This is a genomic window from Nocardioides sp. Soil777 (assembly GCF_001428425.1).
Lineage (GTDB): Bacteria > Actinomycetota > Actinomycetes > Propionibacteriales > Nocardioidaceae > Nocardioides > Nocardioides terrigena.
The window spans coordinates 50,596-74,127 of record NZ_LMSN01000015.1 but is presented as its reverse complement, the minus strand read 5'-3'; the positions used below and the strand labels follow the sequence as shown (position 1 = coordinate 74,127).

The window sequence follows — 23,532 nt, the reverse complement described above, 5'->3', positions numbered from 1 at the left end:
TTCCCAACCTTTTACCAATTCGGCGGCGTGTCGACTTGACGAACTACAAGGTTGTAATTCGGTTCGATCCGCTCCCGCGCGCCACGGGATGGCGCACTCGCTGGCCGATGCATCGGCCAGGACGCGACAAAGTCCCCGCCGGAGCGGGGACTTTGTCAGGGGCGAGGCGTACGACGCTCAGTCGGCGTCGACAGGCACCTGCGACGTGGTCGTCGTCGGGTGCGAGGAGAGCCCGCCGCGGTCGAACTTCTGGCCACTGGCGAGCCCGCCGAGCCAGAACGAGATGAGCGCGATCGCCACACCGGCGATGTCGTCGGCGACGTAGTGCCAGCCGAAGTAGAGGGTCGCGACGACCGTGATCGCGAAGTTGATCCAGAACACCCAGTGCAGGACGCGGCTGCGGAGCGTGTACTGCACCATCAGCGCCACGAGCAGGGTGATCGCGACGTGCAGGCTCGCGAAGCCGGCCACCGACTGGACGGCACCCTCGATGCCGTCCCTCAACACCCCTTTTCGGGCATAGAAGAGCGAGTCCATCAGCGCCCCTGACCCCGTGTCGGGCAGGTCGTTGTAGAGCCACGAGTAGGCGAAGCCGGGACCGAGGGTCGGGAGGGCGTAGTAGGACGCGGTGCCGAGTGCCCACGCCAGGCACTGGGAGGTGGCGAACCAGTAGCCGAAGCTGATGTTGCGCGACCACACCAGCCAGGCCGCCAGCGCCAGCGGCACGAGCGGGAGGAACCACAGGTAGATCGAGGACAGCACGTGGGCGGTCCAGCCGGTGCCGAAGACCTGGTGCAGGATCGTGGCGGGCTCGTGGCCGAGGAACAGGGCCCGGTCCATGAGGTGCAGCTCGCGGTCGTACTTGCCGTCGCCCATCACGAAGGGCAGGAACGACTTGAGGTTCCGGTAGCTGACGTAGGTGATGTAGAAGCACACCAGGCCCATCACCACGAGGGTCATCCGCTCGCGGGTCCAGTGGTCGCGCACCCGGGCCCGGGCGATGTCGGGCATCAGCCTGGGGTTGAAGCGCGAGCCCCACAGGGTGCGCGGCAGCATGTCGAGCAGGAACGCTCCGAGCACGAGCAGCGGCAGGCGCAGCCACGAGGGTCCCAGGAACCCTTCGGGGTCGACGAGGGGGCGGTCCAGCGTCACCGATGCGAGCACGGCGAGCAGACCCATGACTGCGGCGACTCCCACGAGGAGCGCATAGGCCGGGCGATACACGCAGGCCAGTCTAGGGACGACCGGTGAAACCGACCCGATCGCGAGTCAGGTGATCGTCGCCACCCTGGTGGGATCGACCCGCAGCCGCACCGGTTCGCCGGGCGCGACGTGGCTGCCAGGGGGTGCCACGGCGTCGAGCTCCCCCATGCCGTCCACGGTGACGACCAGCCGCACCAGCTCGGGGGTCGCCCGGGCCGAGACGACGGTGCCGACGAGGTCGCCCTCCCCCGCCACGAGCGCGGAGCGCCGCAACGCGACGCTCGGGGCGTCCGGCAGCCGGGCCGCGGCGAGGAGACGTCGGGCCGGTACGCCGACCAGCACGCGCGCGTAGCCGAGGAACAGCGCCGTGGCCTCGTCGGCCGGCGCCGCCCACACGGCGCCGATGGGCCCCGACTGCACCACCTCGCCGGCCCGCATCACGGCCAGCCGGTCGGCGACGGTGAACGCCTCCTCGTGGTCGTGGGTGACCATCAGCGCGGTGGTGCCGGCCGCCCGGAGGATCGCACGCAGGTCGACCGCCAGCCGCTCGCGCAGCGACGCGTCCAGCGCGGACAGCGGCTCGTCGAGGAGGAGCAGCCGCGGTTCCACGGCCAGCGCCCGGGCCAGGGCGACCCGCTGCCGCTCGCCGCCCGACAGCGTGGCCGGGAGCCGGTCGTCGTACCCCTCGAGGCCGACGAGGGCGAGCAGCTCGCGGACCCGGGCCGCGGACGGCTTGCGGCGCAGCCGCAGGGCGTAGCCGACGTTGCGGGCGACGGTCATGTGCCCGAAGAGCTGCCCGTCCTGGAACATCAGCGCGAAGCCGCGGCGGTGGGTCGGCAGGTGGTCGACGGGCGAGCCGTCGAAGGCGATGCCACCGCCGGTCAGCGGCTCGAGGCCGGCCACCGCCCGGAGCAGGGTGGACTTGCCGCACCCGGACGGCCCGAGCACGGCGAGGACCTCGCCGTCGGGCAGGTCCAGGCTGACGTGCCGGACGGCGGGGACGTCGTCGTACGCGACGGAGACGTCGGTCAGGCTCAGCATCAGAAGGCTCCCAGGCTGGGGACGCGCAGGCGTTCGACGACCAGCATGACGGTGGCGGTGGCCACGGCGAGGACGACGGACGCGGCGAGCGCCATGCCGTAGTTGTGCTCGCCGGGGTGGCCGAGGAGGCGGAAGATCACCACCGGCAGGGTGGGCTCCTCGTCGCGGGCGAGGAACGCGGTCGCCCCGAACTCCCCCAGCGACACGGCGAAGGCGAAGCCGCTGGCGGCGAGCAGCGGCTTCCACACGACCGGGAGGTCGACGGTGAGCAGCGCCCGCCAGGGGGGCGCACCGAGGGAGGCGGCCGCCTGCCGCTGCCGGTCGTCGATGCCGGCCAGCACCGGCGCGATGGTGCGCACGACCAGCGGCAGCGCGACGAGCGCCTGGGCGATCGGGACCAGCAGCGGCGAGTCGCGCAGGTCGAGGGGCGGCTCGTCGAGGGCGATGAGGAAGCCGAAGCCGATCGTCACCGCGCTCACGCCGAGCGGCAGCATGAAGAGGAGGTCCAGCGATCCGCGCACCCGGCGCTCGACGCGGGTCCGCGACCTCCGCGTCACGAGCAGGGACACGGCCAGGCCCATCAGCAGCGCCATCCACGTCGCGTCGACGGCGATCCGCAGCGACGTCACCAGGGCGTCGGTGACCGGCACCAGCAGTGCCTGGTCCTCGCCCGTGGTCGTCAGGCGGCGGTAGTTGTCCAGGCTCCAGGCCCCGTCCACGTGCAGCGAGCCCGAGACGAGGGTGACGATCGGCAGCGCCACCAGCGCGAGCAGAGTGGCGGTGCCCAGGAGGACGGGTACGTCGCGCCGACCCGGTCGCTGCGGACGCGGGGTGGAGCGTGCGGTGGCGGGGTCGGGGGTGGCACGCAGCCGGGCCGCGACCACGAGCAGGACGACCACGACGACGAGCTGCACCAGCGACAGCGCCGCCGCCGCGCGCAGGTCGAAGAGCGTCGTGGTGAGCAGGTAGATCTCCGTCTCGACGGTCGCGTAGCGCACCCCGCCGAGCGTGAGCACGACCCCGAACGCGGTGGCGCAGAAGAGGAAGACCACGCTCGCCGCGCTCACGATCGCGGGCCGCAGGGCCGGCAGGGTGACCGTGCGGAGGACCTGCCACGGCGAGGCGCCCAGCGCGGCGGCGGCCTCACCGGGGCGCCGGTCCAGCGACTCCCAGGCCGCACCGACCGCCCGGACGACGACGGCCACGTTGAAGAACACCAGCCCCGCGATGATCGCGACGGGGGTGCCGTCGAGGCCGAGGCGACCGAGGGGACCCGACTCCCCGAGCAGCTGCCGGAAGGCGACGCCGACCACGACGGTGGGGAGCACGAACGGCACCAGCAGCGCCGCCCGGACGATCCGCCGCCCCGGCAGCGCGAGCCGGTGCAGCGCGTACGCCGCGGGCAGCCCGAGCAGGACGGCGACCAGCGTCGCGACGGTCGAGGACCAGACGGTGAACCACGCGACCCGCAGCACCCGCGGGCGGGTCAGCACCTCGAGCACGCCGGCGACGTCGAGCTCGCCGTCGACGAAGAAGCCCTCCTTGACCATGGCGGCCACCGGGAGCACGAAGAACACCCCCAGCAGCAGCACCGGCCCGAGGGCCAGCAGCGCCAGGGTGGCGAGCCGCCTCACCTGCTGATGACGTCCGTCCACTCGGTCAGCCACTGCTCACGGTTCGCGGCGATGTCGGCGGGCGCCACCTCGTAGGACTCGGTCGGCTGCGCGGCGTACCGCGCCCAGTCGGCTGGCACCTCGACGGCGTCGCTCACCGGGAAGACGTACATGCTCGTCGGCAGCGCGGCCTGCACCTCGTCGGAGACCAGCCAGTCGACGACCGCCTCGGCGCCGGCCGGGTTGGCCGCACCCTCGAGCACCCCGGCGTACTCCACCTGGCGGAAGCAGGTGTCGAGGAGCGCGGCCGTGGTCGAGCGGCCGTCCTGGACGGTGAACGCCGGCGACGAGTCGTAGGACAGCACGATCGGGCGCTCGCCCTCGCCGCCACCCTGGGTGAAGTCGCCGTAGTAGGCGTCCTCCCACCCGTCGACCACCTTGGCGCCGTTGGCGAGCAGGTCGGTCCAGTAGTCCTGCCAGCCGTCCTCGCCGTACTCCGCGATCGTGCTCAGCAGGAAGGCCATGCCCGGCGAGCTCGTCGAGGCGCCGGAGGTGACGAAGAGGTCCTCGTACGCCGGGTCGACCAGGTCGTCGAGCGTCTGCGGCGGCTCGATGCCCTCCCGCTCGAACCAGGTGGTGTCGACGTTGACGCAGACGTTGCCGACGTCGACCGGGGTCAGCCGGTCGCCGCCCTCGTCGAGGACGTACTCGTCGGCACCCGCCGGCAGGTCGGCGGCGTACGTCGCGAAGACGCCCTCGTCGAGCGGCCGGGAGGCGAAGGTGTTGTCGACGCCGAAGGCCACGTCGCCGGTGGGGTTGTCCTTGGTCAGCGACAGCCGCGCGGTGAGCGTGCCGCCGTCGCCGGCGGAGCGGGTCTCGAGGTCGATGCCGGTCTCGGACTCGAACGAGCGGACGAGCTTCCTGGGCAGCGCGAACGACGAGTGGGTGACCAGCACGACGGTGCCGCCGACCTCCCCGTCGGAGCTGTCGGTGCTGCCCTCGCTGGTGCCCGACGGGCTCGGCTCGCTGGCCGAGTCGCCGCTGCCGCCCATCGTGCTGCAGCCGGTGACGGCGAGCAGCAGGGCTGCGCCGGTCGTGCGGGCGGTGAGGGCGCGTGCGCGCGCGGTCTTCATCATGGACTCCCTATCGCCGGTGCTAGCCGGATCAGGTTCGGAGGGTCTGCGGTCTCCCGCACTCTCAGCACGCTGGCGTGCTCCCCTGTCTGTGTGCTGGGCACTCTACGCTGGCGGCCATGCCGAGCCGACGCCACCGACGGGAGAGCAGCTCGTGAGGATCTCGACGGTGACCTTCGACGACCTCGACGCACGGGCGGCGTACACGCTGTGGCGGCTGCGCCAGCAGGTCTTCGTGGTCGAGCAGGTCTCGCCCTACCCCGACCTCGACGGCCGTGACCCGGAGCCGGCGACGCGGCACGTGCTCGCCCACGACGGCGACGAGCTGGTCGGGTGCCTGCGCCTCCTCGACGACGGCACGCACGCGCGGATCGGTCGCGTCGTCGTCGCCCCGTCAGCGCGTGGTCGCGGCCTGGCGCGGGACCTGATGGACGCCGCGATGGCGGAGGTCGGCGAGCGCGAGGTGCGGCTGGACGCCCAGACGGGGCTGACCGCGTTCTACGCGTCGTACGGCTTCGAGGTGAGCGGCCCGGAGTTCGTCGAGGACGGCGTCGCTCACGTGCCGATGGTGCGTCGGTAGACGACGACCCCGTCCTGCTCGGCGTGCCCGAGGTCGCCGCGCGCGACCAGCAGCTCGAGGTGGGCTCGCGTCTCCAGCGTGGCCAGCGCGGAGTTGAAGACGTCGAGCGAGGCCAGCGTCCGCTCGTGGCGCGTCCACGGCAGCACGCCCGCGACGTCGTACGACGACAGCGCACCGTCGCCGACCGCCTCGAGGCACCGCGCGAGCCGGTCCTCGTGGTGGGCCAGCAGCTCGTCGACCCGGGCGTGCGAGGACGGGGCGACCGGGCCGTGGGCGGGCAGCAGCGCGAGGTCGGGCAGGCCGCGGACCTTGGTCAGCGAGCCCATGAAGTCCCCCAGCGGCTGGGCCGCGACCGCCGGCTCGAAGCCGATCGACGGCGTGATCGTCGGCAGCACGTGGTCGCCCGCGAAGAGCAGCGAGGCGGCCCGGTCGGCGAAGACGTAGTGGCCCCGGGTGTGGCCGGGCGTGTGCACGGCGTCGAGGGCGCGGTCGCCGACCTCCAGGGTGGTGTCGCCCTCCAGCCACGTGTCGGGGTAGTCCCACACCGACAGGTCGGGGGTGTGCCGGCGGGTGAACTCGCCCCACGCGCGGGCGATGTCGGGCGCCCCGGCGCGCTCGAGCAGCGTGATGTGCGGATCGGTCCCGCCCGAGTCGCGCTCGTGGATGACGTCCAGGGTCGCCTTGTCGCCGATCCCCAGGCTGACGTGCGAGCCGACCTCGCGGCGGATGGTGACGGCCTGCGTGTAGTGGTCGCGGTGCACGTGGGTGACCAGGAAGCGCCGGATGTCCCCGACCTGCCGGTCGATCTCCTTGAGCGACTGCTCGAGCTGGGTCCGGGACACCTCGATGGCCCACCCGCCGTCGATGAGCGTGAGCCCGTCGTCGGTCTCGAGCACGTAGACGTTGACCGCCCGCAGCCCGTCCATCGGGAGCGGCAGCGGGATCCGGTGCACCCCCGGGGCCACGGCCCAGGCGCCGGGCTCGGTCCAGTGGGTGCCGGAGTCCGGCGAGATCGCGTGGGCGGTCGAGGTCACCGGCCCGACTCTAGGCGGGTGGCTCAGCCGAGCCAGGCACGGTAGGCGGTGACGTCGGGGGTGACCACACCGTCGGCGCCGACGTCGCGGAGCGTGCGCCACTCCGGGCGGGTGAGCGCATAGCCGCCGAGCACGACCGCGCCCTGGCGGTGCAGGCGCCGCACCCGCTGCTCGGACAGCAGCCGGGCGGGCACGTTGTAGCCGCCCACCAGGCCCTTGGCCTGCCGGACCTTGCGCCAGCCGCTGACGATCAGCTGGTTGCCCATCCGCGGCGAGAGGCGGCGTACCCGCTCGAGGACGGTGGCACGCAGCGACGAGATCGCGGTGACGTCGACGAGCCCGGCATCCTTGACCAGGTTGACCACCCGGCGGACCTGGGTGACCGACCAGTTGCTGCCCTTGAGCTCGAGCATCAGCGAGAACGGCCGGCCCTGCTCCGCGCGGGACGACGCCAGTGCGAGCAGCTCCTCGACGTGCGGGATCGGCCGGCGTCCGGTGCGCTCGAGGCACTGCCGGTCGAGCTGGCGACGCGTCCACGCACCGATCGGGCCGGTGCAGGTCGTCGTGCGGCCCAGGCCGCTGTCGTGCAGGACGACGAGCTCGTCGTCCTTGGTGCGCCGCACGTCGGTCTCGATGGCGGTCGCGCCGGCGCGCAGGGAGTGCCGGAAGGCCGCCATGGTGTTCTCGCCGAGGGTCCGGGTCGGACCGCCGCGGTGGGCGGTGACGGAGAAGTCCCGTCCAGCTCCGGCGCCCTCGGTGGCGGAGGCGGGGACGGCGGCGAGCGGGAGGGCGAGGGCCAGCGCGACGAGCGGCGTCAGGACCGGGGCGAGGGTGCGGGACACGGCGGACATCATGCCTGCAGGGACGAAAGTCCCTTGTCCCCCTCCCCGCTCCGACGCACACTGGGAGGAGGGCCGGACGCCCCGCCCGGCCGCACGGGAGTCGGCCATGGACACACTCGTGCCCGGTCTCCGGGTGACCCACCAGATGCTCGTCGAGCGGCTGGACCTCGCCTCCGTGGCGCGCCCGACGACCGATCCCCAGCACCCGCGCGACCAGTACCCGGCGATCGACACCTTTCTCGCGAGCGCCAGCCGGCACAACGCCGCGACGCTCGCCGTGGTCGTGCCGGCGGTCCGCAGCCACGTCGCGGACGGACCCGAGCGCGCCCACGACTTCGTGGCCCAGAGCCGTCGCTTCGAGGTCGCCCTGTCGCAGGTCAAGGCCAAGCTCTACGGGTCGTCGTACGCCGTGCGCCGGCCGTGGGAGTCGATCTGGAGCGACGTACGACGCGAGCTCGCCGAGACCTGCCAGATGGAGCGTGCGCTCGTGGTCGACCTCGCTGCCTCCCGGCGGGAGGGCGACCCGGACTGGGGCGAGCGGCTCTACCGGGCCGAGCTGACGGCGCCGACCCGGCCGCACCCCTACATCCCCCACCAGGGTGTGCCCGGCCGGGTCGCGCGCACCGTCGCCCGCCGGGTCGACGGCTTCTGGGACACGGCGGAGGGCCGGATGGTCCCGGAGCCGTTGCGCCACCACGAGCGGAGCGAGGACGGCCGGTTGACGCAGTACCTCCTCGCCGACCCGCACCTGCCCGACGAGGACGAGGACGACGGGGGCGAACCGCGGGCCGAGGACGACCCGGGCCCGGAGGCCTGATCAGAGGGAGTCGGGCACCTGCAGCGTGTCGGGATCGCTGCGCGGCGGGAGGCCCGCGAGCGCGGCCCGCAGCACCGCGACCCGGGCCGCGACGACGACCTTGCGGCGCATCCGGCCGCCCGGGGCGTCGCCGAGGGTCTCCTCGACCGCCGCGAGGACCTGGGCGTCGGTGAACTCCGGCCGGGTGCCGGTCGCGACCTCCACGTCGGGCAGCGCGACCAGGGCCGGCAGCAGCTGGCCGCCGAGGGCGTCGAGCACCTGGTAGCGCTCGTAGCCGGTCATCTCGCTCCACACCGCGTCCGGGTCCTGGCGGCCCTTGCGGAGGCCCCGCTTCTGGGCCGCGGCGACCGGCTTGGCCGCGGCGGTGAGGGCGACGGTCAGCTCGTGCTCGGTGAAGCGCATGGCACCAGCATGCCGTCACGTCCCGGAGCCCGCCTCACCAGTCGAGCTCGTGGCACTCCCGCGAGGCGGCCGACTCCACCTGGAGGGTGGCGTGCGAGATCTCGTGCTCGCGGCGCAGCAGGCTGCGGGCGTCGTCGAGCACCCGCTGGGCCTGCCCCTCCTCCGCGACGAGGTGGGCGGTGGCGACGTGCATGCCCGACGTCAGCGTCCAGACGTGGACGTCGTGGACGTCGGCGACCCCCTCGAGGGCGGCGAGGTCGGCGGCGATCACCTCGACCTCCATCCCGGCGGGCACGTGCTGGCCGAGCACGGCGAGCACCTGGCGACCCAGCACGAGGGCGCGCACGGCGACGAAGATCCCGATGGTCAGGGCGACCACGGTGTCCCAGACCCCGTCTCCGGTGGTGGCGACCAGCCACCCCGCGACGAGCACGCCCACCGAGCCCAGGGTGTCCGCCACGACCTCGAGGTAGGCACCCTTCACGTTGAGCGACTCGTCGGCGCCGCCGCGCAGCAGGAGCAGCGCGACGAGGTTGACCACGAGGCCGAGGCCACCGACGACCAGCATCGGGGTCGAGGCGACCGCGACGTCGGAGCCGCGGCGGCCGAGCGCCTCGACGACGACGTACGCCGACACCCCCAGCATGAGCAGCACCGCGAGGCCGGAGGCGAAGACCTCGGCCCGGTAGGAGCCGTACGTGCGCCGACCGGTCGTGTCGGGGCGGCTCGCGACCCGGGTGGCGACGAGCGCGGCACCGAGCGCCACCACGTCGGCGGCCATGTGGCCGGCGTCCGAGAGCAGCGCCAGCGAGCCGGACGTGAGGCCGACGACGAGCTCGACGGAGAAGAAGGCGGCGATCAGCCCGAAGGAGACCGCGAGCCGCCACCGGTGCCGCTCCCCGGCGTGCCCGGACCCGTGCCCGTGGCCGTGACCTGCCCCCATGCCGCCTCCGCTCGTCCTGCCGGGACCACGGTAGCCAGCCCGCAGCCGGACCGGGACGTCAGCCGCCCCGGCGTCCCCAGCGGGACGTGCGGGGCTCGCGCGGCTGGGCGGCCCGGAAGCGCATCCCGGCCTGCTGGGCGGGCAGGGCGGTCGACGCCGGGGCGGACACGGGGGCCGACGCCGCGGCGGGGTCCGTCCCGAGCGGATCGACCCGGGTCTCACCGGTCGCGATGGTGTCGGCACGGGCGACGTCGCCGGGCGCGAGCACCGCCCGGACCTCGTCGACGATCTCGGCCACCACCTGGGGGTCGAGCTTGTCGGCGAAGGCGTACAGCGCGTGGTCCCCGACCGCGGCGACCAGCATCGTCCCGTGCGTGTAGTCGAGCAGGACGCAGGTCTCGCGGTAGGGCTCCTCCAGTGCGCCGAGCACGGCCAGTGCCCGTACGCCGACCTCGGGCAGGGCGGCCATCGCGTCGAGGACCGCACTGCCGGACTGCGGGACCGCCGCGGCGACGACACGCTTGTCCCCGGTGATGACCGCGCTCCAGTGCGTGCCCAGCATCTGTCGCACCCGTTGCATGCAGTGGCCCAGCGCCGCGTGCACGTCGGCGCCGCCCACCACGGTGAACTCCTTGGGCGCTCGGGCCTGCCCGGTCTCGACCTCGGCCGACAGCGTCACCTCGCGCGCATCGCTCCACCCGACGCGGGCGGTGACAGCGGTGCTGCTCACCGTGCTGACCCACTCGAGGTCGCCCGCCCCGGTGAGGAACTCGAGCTGTCCGGCCACCCGGCAGGCGTAGCGCAGCGACGCGGCGAGGCGGCCGTCGGCGCCGTCGTCACCGTGGGTCGTGCCGTCGGCGGCGACGGTGAAGCGTCGGGCCTGCGTCTCGGGCGGGCTGGCGTCGTACTCGGTCATCGGGACCTCCACACGCGGCGGTTGCGGCAAGCGCCCGACGGTCCCGAGACCCCTTCAACCCACGGACACACTGCCCTCAGGACACCAGCATCGAGGACGGCCCGTGGGGTCTTCGGCGAATCCGTCCACCTTTCACACGCCCGACACGCGACCCCCTGATCGGTAACCGCGACGAAACGCCGCCGGCCTGCAGGGACAACACGGCGGCCCGAGGGTGGTGCCACGGTGCCGCTCGGGAGCACGAACCTGCCTCTCCACGACCTCAGGAGGTCACCATGGTCAACACCGGCGACACCGCCTGGATCCTCACCAGCGCGAGTCTCGTGCTGCTGATGACGCCCGGCCTCGCACTCTTCTACGGCGGCATGGTCCGGGTGCGGAGCGTGCTCAACATGATGATGATGTCGTTCGGTGCGCTCGGCCTGATCAGCGTGCTGTGGGTGCTCTACGGCTACTCGATGGCCTTCGGCGACGACCTCGGCGGCGGGCTCCTCGGCGATCCGCTCCAGTACGCCGGCCTGCGCGGCCTGATGGAGGACGTCACCTCCACCGAGGGCGGCCTGCCGGCGATGGCCTTCGTCGGCTTCCAGGCGGTCTTCGCGATCATCACCGTGGCGCTGGTGTCGGGCGCGGTGGCGGAGCGGATGAAGTTCGGCGCGTGGATGGTCTTCGCCGGGATCTGGGCGACGCTGGTCTACTTTCCGGTCGCGCACTGGGTCTTCGACTTCTCCCTCGGCGACCACGTCGGCGGCTGGATCGCGAACGACCTGGCGGCGATCGACTTCGCGGGCGGCACGGCCGTCCACATCAACGCGGGTGCCGCGGCCCTGGCCCTGGCGATCGTGATGGGCACCCGTCGCGGCTTCGGCGCCGAGGCGATGCGCCCGCACAACCTGCCGCTGGTGATGCTCGGCGCCGGCCTGCTGTGGTTCGGCTGGTTCGGCTTCAACGCCGGCTCGGCGGTCGCGGCCAACAACACGGCCGCCGTGGCGTGGGTCAACACCCTGGTCGCCACCGCCGCAGCCAGCCTCGCGTGGATGGCCACCGAGAAGGTCGTCGGCGGCTACGCCACCTCGCTGGGCGCGGCGTCCGGCGTCGTGGCCGGCCTGGTCGCCATCACCCCGGCCTGCTCCTCGGTCTCGCCGCTGGGCGCGATCGTGGTCGGCGCGGTCGCGGGCATCCTGTGCTCGCTGGCGATCGGCGTGAAGTTCCGCTTCGGGTACGACGACTCGCTCGACGTCGTCGCCGTCCACCTGGTCGGCGGCCTGTGGGGCACGGTGGCGGTCGGCTTCCTGGCCACCGCGGCCGCGCCCGCCGGCGTCGACGGCCTGTTCTACGGGGGCGGCATCGACCAGCTCACCCGTCAGGTGGTCGGGGCGCTCGCAGTCCTGGTCTTCTCCTTCGTGGTCACCTTCGCGATCGCCAAGGTCCTCGACTCCGTGATGGGCCTGCGGGTCGTCGAGGAGCACGAGGTCGCGGGCATCGACGCAGCGGTGCACGCGGAGCAGAGCTACGAGCTCGGTGTGTTCGGCGGTGGGACGACAACACACTGATCGCTCGGGGTGGAACGGCGCCACGGCCTGCTGCAGGGCCGTGGCGCCGTTCGCCTACTCCGCGCCCGGCACGATCCGCAGGTCCCGCACGGCGCCGCCGTCGAGCGCGGCCAGTGCCTCCTGGTAGGCCGGGCTGTCGTGGGCGGCCCGGGCCGCGTCGACGGAGTCGAAGACGATGACCACCGTGCGCGTCACCTCGCCCGCCTCGTAGGTCTGCTCCGGCAGTCCGCGCACCACGAACGTCCCGCCCGCCGCCCGCAGGGCGGGTCCGGCCAGCTCGGCGTACGCCGCGACCTTCGCCTCGTCGGTGATCTCCCGGTAGATGCTGATCCAGTAGGCACTCATGGGACCCATCCTGTCGGGTGCCGGGTGACGCGCCGGTGGCAGCATGCAGGGGTGGACGAATCGCGGGCACGGGCACGGCTGGAGGCCGAGCGGGCGACGGTGCTCGCTCGGCTGGCGGCACTCACCGGGGACTACGACTCGGTGGTCGCGGCATCCCTCGACACCAACGCCGACGACGAGCACGACCCGGAGGGCGCGACGATCGCCTTCGAGCGCTCGCAGATCGGGGCGCTGGTCGCCCAGGCGCGCGAGCACCTCGCGGAGGTGGACCGCGCCGTGTCCCGGCTCGACGACGCGACGTACGGCACCTGCGAGCGCTGCGGCGACCCGATCCCGGCCGGCCGCCTCGAGGCCCGGCCCACGGCGCGCCGGTGCGTGGCCTGCGCGTCCCTGCCCTGACCCGGCGGCCCTGAGCCGGCCCGGTGCGGACGGGCTGGCCTTTCCTGCGCAGGTGCGCAGCCATGGGGCGAGCCGTTCGCTCTTTCCCTGCGCAGGTGCGCAGCCATGGCGCGAGGCGATCGCGCCTTCCCTGCGCAGGTGCGCAGCTACAGGGCGAGGCGACCGGGCCTTCCCTACGCAGGTGCGCAGGGAACGGGTCGCGGCCTCGCCCGAGAGCTGCGCAGGTGCGCAGGTGCGCACAGTGCGCCCGCTCCGGCGGTCAGCGGCGGACGAGCCCGCCGAGCAGCCCGGCGGCGAGCCGCGGTGAGATCCGGCCGTCACCGAGACCGAGCTCGACGAGCGTGTCGAAGGCGTGCCGGTCCCACCCGGCGGCCCGGATGCCCGCGTCCACCACGCTCGGCGAGCGGGCGAGCCGGGACGCGAGCCAGGTGTGCCGCAGGTGGGTGGCCAGCAGCCGCCGCACGTCGCGGCGGTGGGCGGCACCGGCGTCGTCCGGACGGCCGGCGCGCACGGTCCGGGCCGCGGTGCGCCCGGCGATGATCCCGGTCGCGACCGCGTAATAGATGCCCTCCCCCGTCATCGGGTTGACCAGCCCCGCCGCGTCCCCCACCAACAGCACGGGGCCGTCGGGCTGGCGCCAGCGCCAGGTGCTGAGCGGCAGGTGGTGCCCGCGCCAGTCGGTGCCGGAGGCGGCGACGCCGGGGATCAGCACCTCGAGCTGCTCGAGCAGCAGCCGGCGGCTGGGCGCCTCGCGTCGGTCGCGCTCGGTCGGCAGCAGCTCGCCGTACCCGACGTTGGCCAGTCCGTCGCCGCGGTCGAAGGCCCAGGCGTACGACGGTTGGCGGCGGTCGCCGTACCGGATCACCTGTCGCCCGCGGAGCTCCGGAGTGGTCGGCGCGTAGCCGCGGATGGCGATGGCGCGGCGGTCGCGGGTCGTGCCCAAGAGGCCCGTGCGGACGAGGGAGTGCGCGCCGTCGGCGCCGACCACCACCCCTGCCGCGAGCTCGTCCGAGACGAGGACCGGACCGCCGTCGGCGGCCGGAGTGACCGAGGAGACCCGGTGGCGGCGCAGGGTCGCACCGGCGGCGACCGCGCGCTCGACCAGGCGGGCGTCGAGGACCGCCCGCGGGACGACGTACGCCGGGCGCTCCATCGCCCCGGCCACCCGCACGTCGCCGTGCGAGAGCTCGAGGTCGCGCAGCGGCGTCCAGTCGTCCACCACGTCCCCGGCACCCACGGTGGCGAGGGCGTCGAGCGCGTGCGGCGCGATGCCGTCGCCGCAGGACTTGTCGCGGGGGAAATCGGCGCGGTCGAGCAGCAGGACCCGCAGCGACGGGTCCTCCGCGAGGGCGCCCAGCGCGGCCGCCGAGCCGGCCGGGCCGGCACCGACCACGACGACGTCCCACGCCTCGCGGCTCAGGGGAGGTCCACCGCCTCGTCGTCGACGAGGACCACGTGCAGGGTGCGCGGGCCGTGGACGCCCTCGACCCGGTCGAGCTCGATGTCGCTGGTGGCGCTCGGCCCGCTGATCCAGGTCAGCGGACGCTGCGGGTCGAGCAGCGCCACCGCGTCGGGGACGTCGGCGACCACCTGGTCGGCGCGCACGATGCAGACGTGCAGGTCGGGCACCAGGCTGATCGCCCGGCGGCCCTGGTCCTCGGCGTGGTCGAGCACGATGGTGCCGGTCTCCGCGACGCCCACGCGGGCGGCGGTCACCACGGCGTCGATCCCGTCGAGGTCGGCGGCGGAGAGGCCGCCGTCGTCGACCACGGCGCCGGGCACGTCGAGGCCGAGCCCGGACGGTACGACGGCGCTGCCGCCGGCGAGCACGGCGGCCACGGTAGCCGCGACCTCGTCGGACGAGCAGCGGGTCACCACGGCGCGGTAGTCCTCGACGCGCTCGGCGAAGCGACCCACCAGGTCGTCCACCGGGTGCACGGTCGGCGGGGCGGGCAGCGGCCCGGCCGGCTCGACACCCTCGAGGGCGGCCCGGACCTTGGCCAGGATGTCGTCACGGGCGCTGGTCATCGGCGTCCTCCGTCGGTGCGCTTCCACCAGGCGCGGAAGGACTCCGCGGGCGGGGCGGGCAGGTCGCGCGCCGACGTCCATGCGCTCGCGGGACCCGGCAGCCGGCCGGCCGCCCGGCGACCGCCCGGGAGCGTCGTACGGCCGAAGCGACCGAGCACACGACCGGCGAGGCCGGACGCCGTCTCGGCCCAGCCCAGGCGCCGGGAGTCGGAGAACGTCCAGGCCGCGGCCCTCATCGCCGCAGCCTCGGGCTTGGGCACGGTGTCGCCGCGGTGGCTGTCGACGACCTGCGCGCGCAGGTCGACCAGCACCGAGGGGATGTCGATGAGCACCGGGCAGACCTCGAAGCAGGCGCCACACAGCGAGGACGCGTACGGCAGGGACGCGGTCTGCTCGTCCGAGACGCCGTTGAGGAGCGGGTTGAGGATCGCGCCGATCGGGCCGGGGTAGACCGAGCCGTAGGCGTGACCGCCGACCCGCTCGTAGACCGGGCAGACGTTGAGGCAGGCCGAGCAGCGGATGCAGCGCAGGGCCTGGCGCCCGACGTCGTCGGCCAGCGCGTTGGTGCGGCCGTTGTCGAGCAGGACGACGTGCACCTCGTGCGGGCCGTCGCCGGGCGTGACCCCGGTCCAGGTGGAGGTGTAGGGGTTCATCCGCTCGCCGGTCGAGGAGCGCGGCAGCAGCCGCAGCAGCGGGTCGAGGTCGCGCCAGGTGGGCACGACCTTCTCGATGCCGACCACGCTGACGAGCACCTCGGGCAGCGTCAGGCACATCCGGCCGTTGCCCTCGGACTCGACCACCACGAGGGTGCCGGTCTCGGCGACGGCGAAGTTGGCACCGGAGACACCGACCTTGGCGCGCAGGAACTTCTCCCGCAGGTGGGCGCGGGCGGCCGCGGCCAGCACCGCCGGCTCGTCGGTGAGGTCGTCGGGGGCCGGGCGGCCCACGTCGGCCATCCGGCGGCGGAAGATCTCGCGGATCTCGGCGCGGTTGCGGTGGATCGCCGGCACCAGGATGTGCGAGGGCAGGTCGTCGCCGAGCTGCACGATCAGCTCGGCGAGGTCGGTCTCCCACGCGGCGATGCCCTCGGCCTCGAGCACCTCGTTGAGGCCGATCTCCTGGGTGGCCATCGACTTGACCTTGACCACCTCGTCGACCCCGTGCGAGCGGGCGACCTGCGCGACGATCTCGCACGCCTCGGCCGCGTCGCGGGCCCAGTGGACCGTCGCACCGCCGGCGACCAGGGACGCCTCGAGCTGCTCGAGGTGGGTCGCCAGGTCGCGCAGCGCGGCCTCCTTGACGGCCGCGCCGGCGACGCGCAGCTCCTCCCAGTCCTCGACCTCGGCGACGACCCGGGCCCGCTTGTCACGGATGGTCATGGTGGCGTGCGCGAGGTTGTGGCGCAGCTGGGTGTCGCCCAGCGCGGCGCGGGCGGCCTCGGGGAAGGCCGGCATGCCGACAAAGGTGCCCGTCATGCCCGGTCACCTGCCCGCGCACCGACGGCCGGTCCGTCGGACCGGGACTCGGTGTCCTCGGTGGCGGCCAGGATCTCGGCGAGGTGCACGGTGCGGACGCCGGAGCGCTCCCGCGAGAGCAGCCCGCCGATGTGCATGAGGCACGAGTTGTCGCCGGCCACCACCATCTCGGCTCCCGTCTCGCGCACGTGGCGCGCCTTGTCGGATCCCATCGCCACGGACGTGTCGGCGTTCTTCACCGCGAACGTCCCACCGAAGCCGCAGCACTCCTCGGCCTGCGGCAGGTCGACGAGGGTCAGTCCGCGCACCTTCTCGAGCAGCTGCCGGGGGCGGTCTCCGACCCCGAGCATCCGCAGCGAGTGGCAGGTGGGGTGGTAGGTCACCCGGTGCGGGAAGTAGGCGCCGACGTCGGTCACGCCGAGCACGTCGACGAGGAACTCGCTGAGCTCGTAGGTCCGCGGGCCGGTCTCGGCGACGGCCGCCACGAGGCCCGGGTCCCCGGAGCGGCGGGCCACGATCGAGTGCTGGTGGCGCGCGGAGCCGGCGCACGAGCCGCTCGGGGTGACGATGGCGTCGTACCCCGCGAAGGCGTCGACGAAGGTGCGCACCACGGGCACGGCCTCGTCGAGGTAGCCCGTGTTGACCATCGGCTGGGCGCAGCACGTCTGCGCCGTCGGGAAGTCGACCTCGACGCCGAGGCGGCGCAGCAGCGTGACCACGGCCTTGCCGGTGTCGGGGTACATCGCGTCGTTGATGCACGTGACCAGCAGGGCGACTCTCATGCGTGCATCCTGCCCCGCGCGTCACGCGGCGTGAAGCGTCGCAGGTCGTGGGTCACCCCTACGAGGGCACGCAGGTCGTCGAGCCCGCCGGTCACCGCACCGGCCGCGCGGGCCTGCACGAGCACGTTGCCCAGGGCGGTGGCCTCGACCGGGCCGGCGACGACCTCGCGTCCCGACCGGTCGGCGATGGCCTGGCAGAGCAGGGTGTTCTGGGCACCGCCGCCCACGACGTGGACGGTGCTGACGGTGCGACCGGCCAGCGTGCCGGCGGTGTCGAGGGCCGTGGCGTACGCCGACGCGAGCGACTCGACGATGCTGCGCACCGTCGTCGCGGCGTCGGCGGGCGGGCGCACGTCGTGCTCGGCACACCACGCCGCGATGCGGGCCGGCATGTCACCGGGCGGCACGAAGCGCGGGTCCTGGACGTCGAAGACCGGCACGTCGGCATCGACGTCGGCCGCCGCCGCCAGGAGTGCGGTCAGGTCGGTGCGGTCCCAGGTGCGCATGGTCTCGCTGAGGAGCCAGGTCCCCATCACGTTGGTCAGGAACCGCACGGTCCCGTCGACGCCACCCTCGTTGGTGAAGTTGGCCGCACGGGCCGCGCCGGTGAGCACGGCCGAGTCGAGCTCCAGGCCGACGAGCCCCCAGGTGCCGAGGGAGAGGTACGCCGATGCGTCGTCCGCGAGCGGGGTCCCCACCACGGCGGAGGCGGTGTCGTGGGAGCCGACCGCGACCAGCGGCAGGTGGTCCACCCCGAGATCGGACGCGACGTCCGCGGACAGGTCTCCCACCACGTCGCCGGGCCGGACGAGATCGGCGAAGACAGTGCGCGGCAGACCGAGCATCGCGATGAGCTCGTCGTCCCACCGCCCCGTGCCCGGGTCGAGCAGACCGGTGGTCGAGGCGTTGGTGACCTCGGCGACCTCCCGGCCGGTGAGCCAGTGGCCGAGCAGGTCGGGCACCAGCAGCAACCGGTCGGCGTCGTGGACCCACGGGTCGGCGGCGATCTGGTAGATCGTGTTGAACGGCAGGAACTGCAGCCCGTTGCGGCGCTGGAGGTCCTCGGCGTGCACCGCGGCGTGCACGATCTCGGGGCCGACGGTGCAGCGCCGCTCGTCGCGGTAGTGGTAGGGCGTGCCGAGCAGCCGGCCGTCGCGGAGCAGGCCGTAGTCGACCGCCCAGCTGTCCACGGCGACGCTGGCCAGCGGCCCCGAGGCCGAGGTCTCGGCGAGCCGGGCCGCCGAGCGCAGGCCCGCCAGCGCCGCGGCGTACAGGCCCAGGACGTCCCAGTGCAGGCCGTCGGGCGTGCGCACCGGGGTGTTGGCGAAGCGGGCGACCGGCTCGAGGTGCAGCCGGCCGGGACCGACCTCGCCGAGCATCACCCGGCCGCTGGACGCGCCGAGGTCGACGGCCGCGACGCTGACGGACGGTCTCGAGGCTCGCTGCGCTCGCACCTCAACCACCGGGACCTCCCCATCGGACCTCACCCACCGGTCCCTCCTTCTCGCACCCTAGTCGTCGGTCAGCGGAGGAACGCCGCGGCGACGCCGGCATCGACGGGGATGTGGAGGCCGGTGGTGTGGGTCATGTCGGGTCCGCAGAGCGCGAAGACGGCGTTGGCGCAGTGCTCGGGCAGGACCTCGCGCTTGAGCAGGGTGCGCTGGGCGTAGAACTCGCCGAGGTTCTCCTCGTCGACTCCGTAGACCGCGGCCCGCTGGGCGCCCCAGCCGCCGGCGAAGATCCCGGACCCGCGGACCACGCCGTCGGGGTTGACACCGTTGACCTTGACGCCGTGCTCACCGAGCTCGGCGGCGAGCAGCCGCACCTGGTGGGCCTGATCGGCCTTGACCGCGGAGTAGGCGATGTTGTTGGGCCCGGCGAAGACGGAGTTCTTCGACGAGATGTAGACGATGTCCCCGCCGAGCTTCTGGTCGATGAGCACCCGGGCCGCGGCCCGCGAGACGAGGAACGAGCCCTTGGCCATCACGTCGTGCTGGAGGTCCCAGTCCGCGACGGTGGTGTCGAGCAGCGACTTGGACAGCGACAGCCCGGCGTTGTTGACGACCAGGTCGAGACCACCGAAGGCGAGCACCGCGCCGTCGACCATGGCCTGCACGGCCCGCTCGTCCGACACGTCGACCTGCACGCCGACGGCCACGTCCGGCCCGCCGATCTCGGCGGCGGCGGCCTGCGCCTTCTCGAGCGACAGGTCCGCGATCACGACGCAGGCACCCTCGGCAGCGAGCTTCACCGCGATGGCCTTGCCGATGCCGGACGCGGCACCGGTGACCAGCGCGATCCGGGTGGCGAGCGGCTTGGGGGCGGGCATCCGCTGGAGCTTGGCCTCCTCGAGGGCCCAGTACTCGATGCGGAACTTCTCCGACTCGTCGATCGGGGCGTAGGTCGAGAGCCCCTCCGCGCCACGCATCACGTTGATCGCGTTGGTGTAGAACTCCCCCGCCACGCGGGCGGTCTGCTTGTCCTTGCCGTAGGAGAACATCCCGACGCCGGGCACCAGGATGATCAGCGGGTCGGCGCCGCGCATGGCCGGCCACGTCCCGCCGAGGGCCTTCGCGTTGCGGTCGTAGTACGCCGCGTAGTCGGCGCGGTAGGCCTCGTGCAGCTCGGCCACCCGCTCGCGGACCTTCTCCAGCGACGCGGTGGGCGCCACGTCGAGCACCATCGGCTTGACCTTGGTGCGCAGGAAGTGGTCCGGGCAGCTGGTGCCGAGCTCGGCCAGCCGGACGTGGTTCTTCGCGGCCAGGAAGTCGAGGACGACCCGGTCGTCGGTGAAGTGCCCGACCATCGGGCGGTCCTGCGAGGCGACACCGCGCAGCAGCGGCGCGAGCTCGGCGGCGCGGGCCCTGCGCTTCGCGGGGGCCAGGGGCTCGTACTTCTTGAGCCGGGCGCCGAAGGGGTCCTTCTTCGAGTGCTTCTTGATGTAGCGCTCCGCGGTGCGGATCATCCACAACGAGTTCTTCTCGCACGCGGCGCTCGTGTCGCCCCACGCCGTGATCCCGTGGCCGCCGAGGACGCAGCCGATCGCCTGCGGGTTGGCCTCCTTGATGGCCGCGATGTCGAGGCCGAGCTGGAAGCCGGGCCGGCGCCACGGCACCCACACCACCTTGTCGCCGTACACCTGCTGGGTGAGCGCCTCGCCGTCAGCGGCGGTCGCGATGGCGATCCCGGAGTCCGGGTGCAGGTGGTCCACGTGCGCCGCGTCCACGAGCCCGTGCATGGCGGTGTCGATCGACGGGGCCGCGCCGCCCTTGCCGTGCAGGCAGTAGTCGAACGCCGCGACCATCTCGTCCTCGCGCTCGACGCCCGGGTAGACGTCGACCAGCGCCCGCATCCGGTCCAGCCGCAGCACGGCCAGCCCGGCGGGGGTCAGCGTCCCGAGGTCGCCGCCGGAGCCCTTGACCCACAACAGCTCGACGTCCTCGCCGGTCACCGGGTCGGTCTCGACGCCCTTAGCGGAGGTGTTGCCGCCGGCGTAGTTGGTGTTCTTCGGGTCCTGGCCCAGGCGGTTGGACCGCTCGACCAGATCGGAGACGGCAGAGGTGCTGGGGTCACTCACGGTGGTGTCCTTCGGTGTCGTACGTCGGGTGGCGTCGGTCGGTCGAGGCGTGCGGGCGGTCAGTTCCAGCCGGCCTGGGCGCCGCCGACCCGGTCGGCCGCGATCTGCTGCTGGTAGCCGGAGTCGAGGTAGGCGCGCATCGGGTCGCCCGGCAGGCCGCGCTCCTCGCGCCAGCCGGCGAGGTCGGCGCGCACGTCGGTGTAGAAGGCGTCCATGAAGACCGCGTTGGCGGCGAGCACGTCGCCCGCGGCCCGGGCCGCGGCCAGCGCCTCGGCGTCGAGGAGCAGGGCACGGGCGGTCATCTCCTGGACGTTCAGCACCGACCGGATCTGGCCGGGCACCTTGTCCTCGATGTTGTGGCACTGGTCGAGCATCAGCGCGACGTCGCTCTCGGGTCCGAAGCCACCGCCCCGGATGACCTCGACCATGATCCGGAACAGCTGGAACGGGTCGGCCGCGCCGACGATGAGGTCGTCGTCGGCGTAGAAGCGGCTGTTGAAGTCGAACGACCCCAGCCGGCCCAGGCGCAGCAGCTGCGCCACGATGAACTCGATGTTGGTGCCGGGCGCGTGGTGACCGGTGTCGAGGCAGACCAGGGCCCGCTCGCCGAGGGCCGTGCAGTGGGCGTACGACGTACCCCAGTCCGGGACGTCGGTGTGGTAGAACGCCGGCTCGAAGAACTTGTACTCCAGGACCAGTCGCTGGTCCTCCGACAGCTGCGCGTAGATCTCCGCGAGGCCCTCGGCCAGCCAGTCCTGACGGGCGCGGATGTCGCCCTGGCCGGGGTAGTTGGTGCCGTCGGCGAGCCAGATCTTGAGGTCGCGGGAGCCGGTCCGGTTCATCACCTCGATGCACTCGACGTTGTGCTCGACCGCCTTGCGACGGACCGCGGGGTCGGCGTTGGTGAGGCTGCCGAGCTTGTAGTCGTCGTCCTGGAAGGTGTTGGAGTTGATCGTCCCCAGCGCGACGCCGTGCTCCTTGGCGTAGGCACCGAGCGCGGCGTAGTCGTCGACGTGGTCCCACGGGATGTGCAGCGCCACCGTGGGCGCGAGCCCCGTGAAGCGGTGCACGGTCGCGGCGTCGGCGATCTTCTCCTGCACCGTGCGGGGGGTCCCGGGGCTGCCGAACACCTTGAAGCGGGTGCCGGAGTTGCCGTAGGCCCACGACGGGACCTCGATGGCCAGCCCCTCGAGGGCGGTGGCGATGTCGGCGAACACGGTCATGACGGATCCTTCGTCCTGGAGGTCGAGCTGGGAGTCGAGCGGGTGCTGGCGGGGTGGGTCGCGGGGAGCTGGTCCTCGAGGTGGAAGACCTCGTCCAGGAGCAGGAACCCCTCGTCGGGAGGGACGTCGAGGTCCTCGAAGAACCCACCCATCGCGGCCTGCCACCGTTCGTTGACCTCGGTGGCCGCCATCGCGCGCTGGGCGGCGGCCAGGTCGTCGCTCTCGACGTAGCCGATGAGCAGGCCGTCACGCCGGAGGAAGAGCGAGTAGTTGTGCCAACCGGTGTCCGCGAGGGCCGCGACCATGTCGGGCCACACGGCCGCGTGGGCCTCGACGTACTCGTCGATGCGGTCAGGCCTGACCTGGAGCTGGAAGCAGTAGCGCGTCATGGCAGGCTCACGCCTCCTCGTCGGTAGCGGGTGGTGGTTGTCGCCGGTTGAGGAGGGCCCTCTGGGACCCGTCTCGAAACGTGACTGAGGTTTCGAGACGGGCTCCGCAGCCCCTCACACGTTCGGGTCTGCGGAGACCCTCCTCAACCTGATCGCCGTGTCCGGGCCCTCGCGGGCTCGGGCCGGGGCGATCAGAAGTCGAAGTCGGCGATGTTGTCGGCGTTGAACGTGAACGGCTCGCCCAGCAGGACGACGCCGTCGGGGCCGACCTCGAACTCGCCGAGCTCACCGGCCTCGAAGGTGTCGCCCTCCTCGCCGGTGATGTCACCGTTGACGAGCGCTGCCGTGGCGTAGACCGCGAGGGAGCCCAGGTCGGCCGGGTTCCACAGGGCGAAGGCCTCGACGGTGCCGTCCTCGACGAACGGCCGCATCTGGTTGGGGGTGCCGAGCCCGGTCAGCATGACCTTGCCCTTGGCCTCCGACTCGGAGAGGTAGCGCGCCGCGGCCGCGATCCCGACCGTGGTGGGCGAGATGATGCCCTTGAGGTCCGGGTGGTTCTGGAGGAGGGCCTCGGTCTGGTCGAAGGACTTCTGGTCCTGGTCGTCGCCGTAGACGGTGTCGACCAGCTCGATGTCGGCGTAGTCCGGGTTGGACTCGAGCTCGGCCTCCATCATCTCGATCCAGGCGTTCTGGTTGGTGGCGTTGGCCGCCGCCGAGAGGATGGCGATCTCACCGGCGCCGCCGATCTGCTCCGAGATCAGCTCCAGCTGCTTGGCGGCGATGCCCTCCGAGGTGGCCTGGTTGATGAAGAGGTCGCGGCACTCCGGGTTGGTGTCGGAGTCGAAGGTGACGACCTTGACGCCCGCGTCACGGGCCTCGCCGATGGCGTCACAGATCGCCTCCGGGTCGTTGGCCGACACGATGAGCCCGTCCTCACCCTGCTGGGCGACGGTGTTGATGAAGGGCACCTGTCCGGCGGGGTCGTCGCCGGTCTCGGGGCCGACCTGCTCGATGGTCGCGCCGACCTCCTCGGCCGCCGCCTCGGCACCCTCGGTGCTGGTGTCGAAGTAGGGGTTGCCGAGGTTCTTGGGGAGCATCGTCAGCGACACGTCTCCGCCGCCGTCGGACTCGCTGCCGGAGTCGCTCCCGGAGTCCTCGGAGCCGCACGCGGTCAGGAGGGACAAGCTGAGCACCAACGCTGCCAGCGCGGTCGCCCGGTTCGAATGGAGGTTCATTC

23 protein-coding genes and 1 riboswitch are annotated in these 23,532 nt (G+C 73.1%); of the genes, 4 read left to right on the top strand and 19 right to left on the bottom strand.

What is annotated here, in order from left to right:
* Positions 1-177 precede the first annotated feature (177 nt).
* The 4 genes from ASG88_RS11055 to ASG88_RS11040 all read right to left on the bottom strand — a co-directional run bounded on the left by ASG88_RS11055 (position 178) and on the right by ASG88_RS11040 (position 4,990).
* Positions 178-1,224 (bottom strand): phosphatase PAP2 family protein, encoded by a 1,047-nt coding sequence (locus ASG88_RS11055; protein ID WP_235534811.1) that lies wholly within the window; start codon positions 1,222-1,224, stop codon positions 178-180.
* A 45-nt stretch (positions 1,225-1,269) separates the two neighbouring features.
* Positions 1,270-2,244 (bottom strand): ABC transporter ATP-binding protein, encoded by a 975-nt coding sequence (locus ASG88_RS11050; RefSeq protein WP_056887497.1) that lies wholly within the window; start codon positions 2,242-2,244, stop codon positions 1,270-1,272.
* The gene (locus tag ASG88_RS11045) at positions 2,244-3,878 is read right to left on the bottom strand and encodes an ABC transporter permease (protein WP_056887496.1); all 1,635 of its coding nucleotides are present in this window, start codon (positions 3,876-3,878) and stop codon (positions 2,244-2,246) included. Before ASG88_RS11045 ends, ASG88_RS11050 begins: the two co-directional genes overlap by 1 nt.
* Positions 3,875-4,990, bottom strand: a complete 1,116-nt coding sequence (locus tag ASG88_RS11040) for a thiamine ABC transporter substrate binding subunit (protein WP_056887495.1) — start codon at positions 4,988-4,990, stop codon at positions 3,875-3,877. Before ASG88_RS11040 ends, ASG88_RS11045 begins: the two co-directional genes overlap by 4 nt.
* Positions 4,981-5,087, bottom strand: a riboswitch (TPP riboswitch). Its footprint overlaps the gene before it by 10 nt.
* Before the next feature lie 72 nt (positions 5,088-5,159).
* Between ASG88_RS11040 and ASG88_RS11035 the strand changes: the two genes are divergently transcribed.
* The gene (locus ASG88_RS11035) at positions 5,160-5,570 is read left to right on the top strand and encodes a GNAT family N-acetyltransferase (protein WP_235534810.1); all 411 of its coding nucleotides are present in this window, start codon (positions 5,160-5,162) and stop codon (positions 5,568-5,570) included.
* On the opposite strand, the gene ASG88_RS11030 is transcribed toward ASG88_RS11035, so the two are convergent.
* Both ASG88_RS11030 and ASG88_RS11025 read right to left on the bottom strand, forming a co-directional pair.
* Positions 5,546-6,604 (bottom strand): MBL fold metallo-hydrolase, encoded by a 1,059-nt coding sequence (locus ASG88_RS11030; protein ID WP_157559687.1) that lies wholly within the window; start codon positions 6,602-6,604, stop codon positions 5,546-5,548. The two genes, ASG88_RS11035 and ASG88_RS11030, sit on opposite strands and share 25 nt — an antisense overlap.
* Before the next feature lie 23 nt (positions 6,605-6,627).
* Positions 6,628-7,446: a glycerophosphodiester phosphodiesterase gene (locus tag ASG88_RS11025; RefSeq protein ID WP_162259839.1), complete on the bottom strand. Its 819-nt coding sequence runs from the start codon at positions 7,444-7,446 to the stop codon at positions 6,628-6,630.
* Positions 7,447-7,552: 106 nt separating this feature from the next.
* Between ASG88_RS11025 and ASG88_RS11020 the strand changes: the two genes are divergently transcribed.
* The gene (locus ASG88_RS11020) at positions 7,553-8,263 is read left to right on the top strand and encodes a hypothetical protein (protein ID WP_056887492.1); all 711 of its coding nucleotides are present in this window, start codon (positions 7,553-7,555) and stop codon (positions 8,261-8,263) included.
* Here the strand turns inward: ASG88_RS11020 and ASG88_RS11015 are convergent, their stop codons facing one another.
* From ASG88_RS11015 to ASG88_RS11005, 3 genes are read right to left on the bottom strand one after another with little or no spacing between them, the layout of a single operon-like run.
* Positions 8,264-8,665, bottom strand: coding sequence for a hypothetical protein (locus ASG88_RS11015; RefSeq protein WP_056887491.1), 402 nt, complete (start codon positions 8,663-8,665; stop codon positions 8,264-8,266).
* Between the two features lie 34 nt (positions 8,666-8,699).
* Positions 8,700-9,608, bottom strand: coding sequence for a cation diffusion facilitator family transporter (locus tag ASG88_RS11010; RefSeq protein WP_056887490.1), 909 nt, complete (start codon positions 9,606-9,608; stop codon positions 8,700-8,702).
* A gap of 58 nt (positions 9,609-9,666) precedes the next feature.
* Positions 9,667-10,524: a hypothetical protein gene (locus ASG88_RS11005; protein WP_056887489.1), complete on the bottom strand. Its 858-nt coding sequence runs from the start codon at positions 10,522-10,524 to the stop codon at positions 9,667-9,669.
* A gap of 275 nt (positions 10,525-10,799) precedes the next feature.
* Between ASG88_RS11005 and ASG88_RS11000 the strand changes: the two genes are divergently transcribed.
* Entirely contained in the window at positions 10,800-12,077 is a 1,278-nt protein-coding gene (locus tag ASG88_RS11000; RefSeq protein WP_056887488.1) for an ammonium transporter, read from the top strand.
* A gap of 54 nt (positions 12,078-12,131) precedes the next feature.
* On the opposite strand, the gene ASG88_RS10995 is transcribed toward ASG88_RS11000, so the two are convergent.
* Positions 12,132-12,422 carry a DUF1330 domain-containing protein gene (locus ASG88_RS10995; RefSeq protein WP_056887487.1) on the bottom strand — a complete coding sequence of 97 codons (291 nt, stop codon included), beginning with the start codon at positions 12,420-12,422 and terminating at the stop codon, positions 12,132-12,134.
* Positions 12,423-12,473: 51 nt separating this feature from the next.
* Between ASG88_RS10995 and ASG88_RS10990 the strand changes: the two genes are divergently transcribed.
* Positions 12,474-12,821 (top strand): TraR/DksA family transcriptional regulator, encoded by a 348-nt coding sequence (locus tag ASG88_RS10990; RefSeq protein ID WP_056887486.1) that lies wholly within the window; start codon positions 12,474-12,476, stop codon positions 12,819-12,821.
* 259 nt (positions 12,822-13,080) lie between these two features.
* Here ASG88_RS10990 and ASG88_RS10985 read toward each other — a convergent pair whose 3' ends face one another.
* The 9 genes from ASG88_RS10985 to rhaS all read right to left on the bottom strand — a co-directional run bounded on the left by ASG88_RS10985 (position 13,081) and on the right by rhaS (position 23,530).
* The gene (locus ASG88_RS10985; RefSeq protein WP_056887485.1) at positions 13,081-14,214 is read right to left on the bottom strand and encodes an NAD(P)/FAD-dependent oxidoreductase; all 1,134 of its coding nucleotides are present in this window, start codon (positions 14,212-14,214) and stop codon (positions 13,081-13,083) included.
* Positions 14,215-14,237: 23 nt separating this feature from the next.
* Positions 14,238-14,849: a LutC/YkgG family protein gene (locus ASG88_RS10980; RefSeq protein ID WP_056887484.1), complete on the bottom strand. Its 612-nt coding sequence runs from the start codon at positions 14,847-14,849 to the stop codon at positions 14,238-14,240.
* Positions 14,846-16,324 carry a lactate utilization protein B gene (locus ASG88_RS10975; protein WP_056887483.1) on the bottom strand — a complete coding sequence of 493 codons (1,479 nt, stop codon included), beginning with the start codon at positions 16,322-16,324 and terminating at the stop codon, positions 14,846-14,848. The genes ASG88_RS10980 and ASG88_RS10975 overlap by 4 nt, the downstream gene beginning before the upstream one ends.
* Positions 16,321-17,106 carry a (Fe-S)-binding protein gene (locus ASG88_RS10970; protein WP_056887482.1) on the bottom strand — a complete coding sequence of 262 codons (786 nt, stop codon included), beginning with the start codon at positions 17,104-17,106 and terminating at the stop codon, positions 16,321-16,323. Before ASG88_RS10970 ends, ASG88_RS10975 begins: the two co-directional genes overlap by 4 nt.
* Positions 17,103-18,569, bottom strand: a complete 1,467-nt coding sequence (locus ASG88_RS10965; protein WP_235534809.1) for a rhamnulokinase — start codon at positions 18,567-18,569, stop codon at positions 17,103-17,105. The genes ASG88_RS10970 and ASG88_RS10965 overlap by 4 nt, the downstream gene beginning before the upstream one ends.
* Positions 18,570-18,628: 59 nt before the next feature.
* Positions 18,629-20,683, bottom strand: coding sequence for a bifunctional rhamnulose-1-phosphate aldolase/short-chain dehydrogenase (locus ASG88_RS10960; RefSeq protein ID WP_056887481.1), 2,055 nt, complete (start codon positions 20,681-20,683; stop codon positions 18,629-18,631).
* Positions 20,684-20,742: 59 nt separating this feature from the next.
* Positions 20,743-21,906 (bottom strand): L-rhamnose isomerase, encoded by a 1,164-nt coding sequence (rhaI, locus tag ASG88_RS10955; protein ID WP_056887480.1) that lies wholly within the window; start codon positions 21,904-21,906, stop codon positions 20,743-20,745.
* Positions 21,903-22,295 carry an L-rhamnose mutarotase gene (locus ASG88_RS10950; protein ID WP_056887479.1) on the bottom strand — a complete coding sequence of 131 codons (393 nt, stop codon included), beginning with the start codon at positions 22,293-22,295 and terminating at the stop codon, positions 21,903-21,905. Before ASG88_RS10950 ends, rhaI begins: the two co-directional genes overlap by 4 nt.
* Before the next feature lie 191 nt (positions 22,296-22,486).
* On the bottom strand, positions 22,487-23,530 hold the full coding sequence (rhaS, locus tag ASG88_RS10945) for a rhamnose ABC transporter substrate-binding protein (protein ID WP_056887478.1): 1,044 nt from the start codon (positions 23,528-23,530) through the stop codon (positions 22,487-22,489).
* Positions 23,531-23,532: the final 2 nt, after the last annotated feature.

Coding starts and splice junctions, on each gene's coding strand:
- ASG88_RS11050 (WP_056887497.1), bottom strand. CDS start 2,244: ATGCTGAGCCTGACCGACGTCTCCGTCGCGTACGACGACGTCCCCGCC.
- ASG88_RS11040 (WP_056887495.1), bottom strand. CDS start 4,990: ATGAAGACCGCGCGCGCACGCGCCCTCACCGCCCGCACGACCGGCGCA.
- ASG88_RS11020 (WP_056887492.1), top strand. CDS start 7,553: ATGGACACACTCGTGCCCGGTCTCCGGGTGACCCACCAGATGCTCGTC.
- ASG88_RS11015 (WP_056887491.1), bottom strand. CDS start 8,665: ATGCGCTTCACCGAGCACGAGCTGACCGTCGCCCTCACCGCCGCGGCC.
- ASG88_RS11010 (WP_056887490.1), bottom strand. CDS start 9,608: ATGGGGGCAGGTCACGGCCACGGGCACGGGTCCGGGCACGCCGGGGAG.
- ASG88_RS11005 (WP_056887489.1), bottom strand. CDS start 10,524: ATGACCGAGTACGACGCCAGCCCGCCCGAGACGCAGGCCCGACGCTTC.
- ASG88_RS11000 (WP_056887488.1), top strand. CDS start 10,800: ATGGTCAACACCGGCGACACCGCCTGGATCCTCACCAGCGCGAGTCTC.
- ASG88_RS10995 (WP_056887487.1), bottom strand. CDS start 12,422: ATGAGTGCCTACTGGATCAGCATCTACCGGGAGATCACCGACGAGGCG.
- ASG88_RS10980 (WP_056887484.1), bottom strand. CDS start 14,849: ATGACCAGCGCCCGTGACGACATCCTGGCCAAGGTCCGGGCCGCCCTC.
- ASG88_RS10975 (WP_056887483.1), bottom strand. CDS start 16,324: ATGACGGGCACCTTTGTCGGCATGCCGGCCTTCCCCGAGGCCGCCCGC.
- ASG88_RS10970 (WP_056887482.1), bottom strand. CDS start 17,106: ATGAGAGTCGCCCTGCTGGTCACGTGCATCAACGACGCGATGTACCCC.
- rhaI (WP_056887480.1), bottom strand. CDS start 21,906: ATGACCGTGTTCGCCGACATCGCCACCGCCCTCGAGGGGCTGGCCATC.
- ASG88_RS10950 (WP_056887479.1), bottom strand. CDS start 22,295: ATGACGCGCTACTGCTTCCAGCTCCAGGTCAGGCCTGACCGCATCGAC.
- rhaS (WP_056887478.1), bottom strand. CDS start 23,530: ATGAACCTCCATTCGAACCGGGCGACCGCGCTGGCAGCGTTGGTGCTC.